The organism is Streptomyces sp. UH6 (assembly GCF_013421635.1).
GTDB lineage: Bacteria > Actinomycetota > Actinomycetes > Streptomycetales > Streptomycetaceae > Streptomyces > Streptomyces abyssomicinicus.
Genome location: NZ_JACADT010000594.1, coordinates 1 through 3559, shown reverse-complemented (window position 1 = coordinate 3559; position 3559 = coordinate 1). Strand labels below are relative to the sequence as shown.

The 3559-nt window shown below is 74.3% G+C and carries 5 protein-coding genes and 1 pseudogene; 2 read left to right on the top strand and 4 right to left on the bottom strand.

Annotation, left to right across the window (positions count from 1 at the left end):
* On the bottom strand, positions 1–431 hold a 431-nt coding region (locus HW445_RS22665; protein WP_180222809.1), incomplete at its 3' end, for a YafY family protein.
* A 123-nt stretch (positions 432–554) separates the two neighbouring features.
* Between HW445_RS22665 and HW445_RS22660 the strand changes: the two genes are divergently transcribed.
* The gene (locus HW445_RS22660; RefSeq protein ID WP_180222808.1) at positions 555–1109 is read left to right on the top strand and encodes a DinB family protein; all 555 of its coding nucleotides are present in this window, start codon (positions 555–557) and stop codon (positions 1107–1109) included.
* A gap of 120 nt (positions 1110–1229) precedes the next feature.
* Here the strand turns inward: HW445_RS22660 and HW445_RS22655 are convergent, their stop codons facing one another.
* Positions 1230–1841 (bottom strand): alpha/beta hydrolase, encoded by a 612-nt coding sequence (locus HW445_RS22655; RefSeq protein WP_180222807.1) that lies wholly within the window; start codon positions 1839–1841, stop codon positions 1230–1232.
* Between the two features lie 341 nt (positions 1842–2182).
* Between HW445_RS22655 and HW445_RS34450 the strand changes: the two genes are divergently transcribed.
* Positions 2183–2566 (top strand): DinB family protein, encoded by a 384-nt coding sequence (locus tag HW445_RS34450; protein ID WP_374939686.1) that lies wholly within the window; start codon positions 2183–2185, stop codon positions 2564–2566.
* On the opposite strand, the gene HW445_RS22645 is transcribed toward HW445_RS34450, so the two are convergent.
* Positions 2538–2930 carry a VOC family protein gene (locus HW445_RS22645; RefSeq protein ID WP_151769870.1) on the bottom strand — a complete coding sequence of 131 codons (393 nt, stop codon included), beginning with the start codon at positions 2928–2930 and terminating at the stop codon, positions 2538–2540. The genes HW445_RS34450 and HW445_RS22645 overlap by 29 nt on opposite strands.
* Positions 2931–3083: 153 nt before the next feature.
* Positions 3084–3559, bottom strand: a pseudogene (locus HW445_RS22640) (pyridine nucleotide-disulfide oxidoreductase); the annotation flags it as partial.

Here is a 3559-nt window from a genome sequence, read left to right as displayed (position 1 = left end):
GCCGACGGATCCACGCCGGGGCTCTCACCGCCGCCCCAGGCGGCCGGCACCGTCACGGCGCGCAGCGCCTCCACCCGGCGGCGCAGCCGGGCCGGCATCACCCGCACCACCTTCGCCAGCGCCCGTACCGAGGACTCCGCCATCCCCTCCACCGCGTGCTGCGCCGCCGTCTGGAGGCCCACCACCAGGGCCACCGCCTCCTCGTCGTCGATGACCAGCGGCGGCAGCGCCGCCCCGGCCGCCAGCTGGTACCCGCCGTCCACCCCGCGCTGGGCCTCCACCGGATAGCCGAGTTCGCGCAGCCGCTCGACGTCCCGGCGCAGGGTGCGGGTGGAGACGCCGAGCCGGCCGGCGAGCTCGGTCCCCGGCCAGTAGCGGTGCGTCTGCAGCAGGGAGAGCAACCGCAGGGTGCGTGAGCTGGTGTTCGCCATGTCCACCAGTGTCGGGGCTGTTGCGGACAGGATGTGGCCGCAATGACTCCTACCGTGGGACATGTCCGAGGGCGAGGGGCGTCACACCCCCCGTGGCAGACCGAAGTGAAGGCGGAGACCGAGATGAGCGTCAACGAGATGATCACGACCGGCGGCACCACCGGAGAACTGACCGGCGAGCGGGCCGACCTGCGGGAGATGCTGCGGCGGCACCGGGAGTTCCTGCGCACCACCGCCCGCGGTCTCACCGACGACCAGGCCCGTCTGCGGCCCACGGCGAGCGAGCTGTGCCTGGGCGGACTGATCAAGCACGTCACGGGCGTGGAGAAGGGCTGGGTGGACTTCATCCTGGAGGGGCCGTCGTCGATGGGCGACTTCACCGACATGACGGAGGCCGACTGGGCGGAGCGCGCCGCGGAGTTCCAGCTGCTCCCCGACGAGACGCTGGCCGGTGTGCTCGACGCCTACGCGGCGGTGGCGGCCCGCACCGACGACCTGGTCGTCACCCTCCCCGACCTGGACGCGAGCCACCCGCTGCCCAAGGCGCCCTGGTTCGAGGACGGCGGCCGCTGGTCGGCGCGGCGGACCCTGCTCCACATCATCGCGGAGACCGCCCAGCACTCGGGCCACGCGGACATCATCCGGGAGAGCCTGGACGGTGCGAAGACCATGGGCTGACGTGGGCCGGGATCCGCGACGCCCCCGCCTTAGCCGTGACCGCCCCCTCCTGTCGCCCTCGCCGCGTCGTTCACCGCGTGTCGTTCGCCGTGCGCCGTCCCCGGTGGGCCGTCGCCGTCCTCACCGGGCCGCCGCGACGGGGCGGTCACCGGTGGGGGCAAGGCACCAGTCGAGGAGACCGGACCACGGCCCGTAGCCGGAGGCGGGGTTCAGGTGGGCGGTGCCGGGCAGGACGTCCGCGGGCACGCCCAGCGGGCCGGCGTAGGCGTTCTCCGCGCCCTCCACGCAGTACGGGTCGTCGTCCCCGCAGACGACGCGGGTGCGGCGGGCCGCGGCGCCCAGCTCGGCCGCGGTGACCGGCGGGGCCGTGAACGGGGTGATCTCCGGGTGGTCGGCCAGGAAGGCGGGGCCGGGCGGGGCGATCAGCAGGACACGGTCGACCGGCGTGGTGACCTGCCCGCGGGCGACGGCGTGCAGCCAGGTGGGGCAGGCCAGGCTGTGGCACAGGACGGTGCGGTGCCGGGCGCGCAGCGTGGCCAGGTGCCTGCCGTACTCCGTCAGCCAGACGTCGAGCCGCGGCTCGTCCGGGTCGGGCAGCTGCGGGTACACCACCTCGTGCCCCAGCTCGGTCAGCCGGTCGGCCAGCCAGTGCTGCCAGTGGTCGGCGGGCCGGCGGTTCTGCCAGCCGTGCAGGATGAGAAAGCCCTGCTCGGGCGTGCTGTCGTCGCTCATCGCCCCATGATCGGCCGTCGTCGTCGGCGGCGTCCACACCGTCTCGGGAGACGAACGGCGGGCCGGGGCGGAGCGCCGTCCGCCCTCCGACGGCTCCCCGCCCTGCCGTGGACGGATGGCCATCGACGGGAACAACGAGCTGGTCGAGCAGCTCGATCGGCACCGGCGCGACCGGATGAGGCCGCGGATGACCGGCCTGACCGACGAGGAGTACTTCTGGGAGCCGGTGCCGGACTGCTGGCGCGTGCGTTCTCGTGGCCGGAGCACGGCCCCGATCGCGGCCGGCGGCGGCGCTTTCACCATCCATCGACCACGCCTTCCGCGAGCCCGACCCGCCACCGGTGACCACGATCGCCTGGCGGCTGGGCCACATGGTGGTCGGCGTCCTGGGCATGCGGTCGCCGCGCACTTCCGGCGGCCCGGCCGCCGACCACACGACCTTTTCCTGGGCGGGTACGGCCGACGAGGCCCTCGCCCAGCTCGACGCGGCGTACGCGGCCTGGACGGCGGGGGTGCGCGGGCTCGGCGGGGAAGGGCTCGCCCGGCGCTGCGGCCCGGCGGAGCACGCGTTCGCCGAGTACCCGATGGCCTCGCTCGTCCTCCACGTCAACCGCGAGATGATCCACCACGGGGCGGAGGTCGCACTGCTGCGCGACCTCCACCGGGCCGGTGGGGCAGCCGGACCCGTCGGCCGGCTCAGGGGCGGGCGTAGGGACGGGTCATGATCTCCATGTTGTGGCCGTTCGGATCGGCGAAGTACGCGCCGCGTCCGCCGAAGAGCCGGTTGAACCGGCCCGGTTCGGTGTGGCGCGGGTCGGCGAAGTAGGTGACGCCCAGCGTCTCCAGCCGGGACAGCATCGCGTCGAACTCCTCGTCGGGGACCAGGAAGGCGTAGTGCTGGCCCTGGACCGGCTCGTCGCGCTGTTCGTAGAAGTCGAGCGTGACGCCGTTGCCGAGATCGACCGGGAGGAACGGGCCGAAGGGCGCTCCGACCCGGAGCCCCAGGACGGCGGCGAGGAATTCGGCGGACAGTTCACGGTCCTCGGCGAGGACGGCGACGTGGTCGAGGCGGACTGTGGTGACGGACATGAGGAAAGGTCTCCAGGGTGCGGTTCCGGAAGGATCGGGGTTCGTGGATCCGGAACCGTCGGGCGGGCCGCGGGCCCGCGCCGCGGTCATGCCGCGGCCGGGCGCCTCACTCGTGCGTGGCCCGTGGCCGACCCGGCAGTCATGGGCGGCAGTCTAGACGGACGGCGTGCCCGCCGGCACCGGAACTCCCGCGGCCCGCAACTCCGCCTCGGAGAGGGGCGGGCCGTCCAGCAGGGGCTTCTTGCGGCCGAGGAGGAGCAGGTACAGCATGTCCGGCCGCATCAGCCTGGCCGCGGGGCGTTCCATGCTCATCACGTCCAGCAGGATCCGCAGCGCGCGCGGACTGCGGGCCCCCGCGTCGACGGCCCGGTCCACGTACCGGGCCAGCAGCCGTTCCGCCCCGGTCGGCGGCCGGTCCGCGGCGCCCGGGTAGAAGACGTCCTGCCCGACCGCCAGGTTCCACGCGTTCTCGACCGGACGGGCCGCCGCCCGCTGGACGCGGCGCGCGGTGAGCGGGTCGGCCAGGTCGTGCCGGCGCAGCACCTCGCGCAGCGCCACGACGCTCTGCGCGGCGGCGCTCAGACCGTGCCCGTAGACCGGGTTGTAGCCCGCGATCGCGTCGCCGAGGA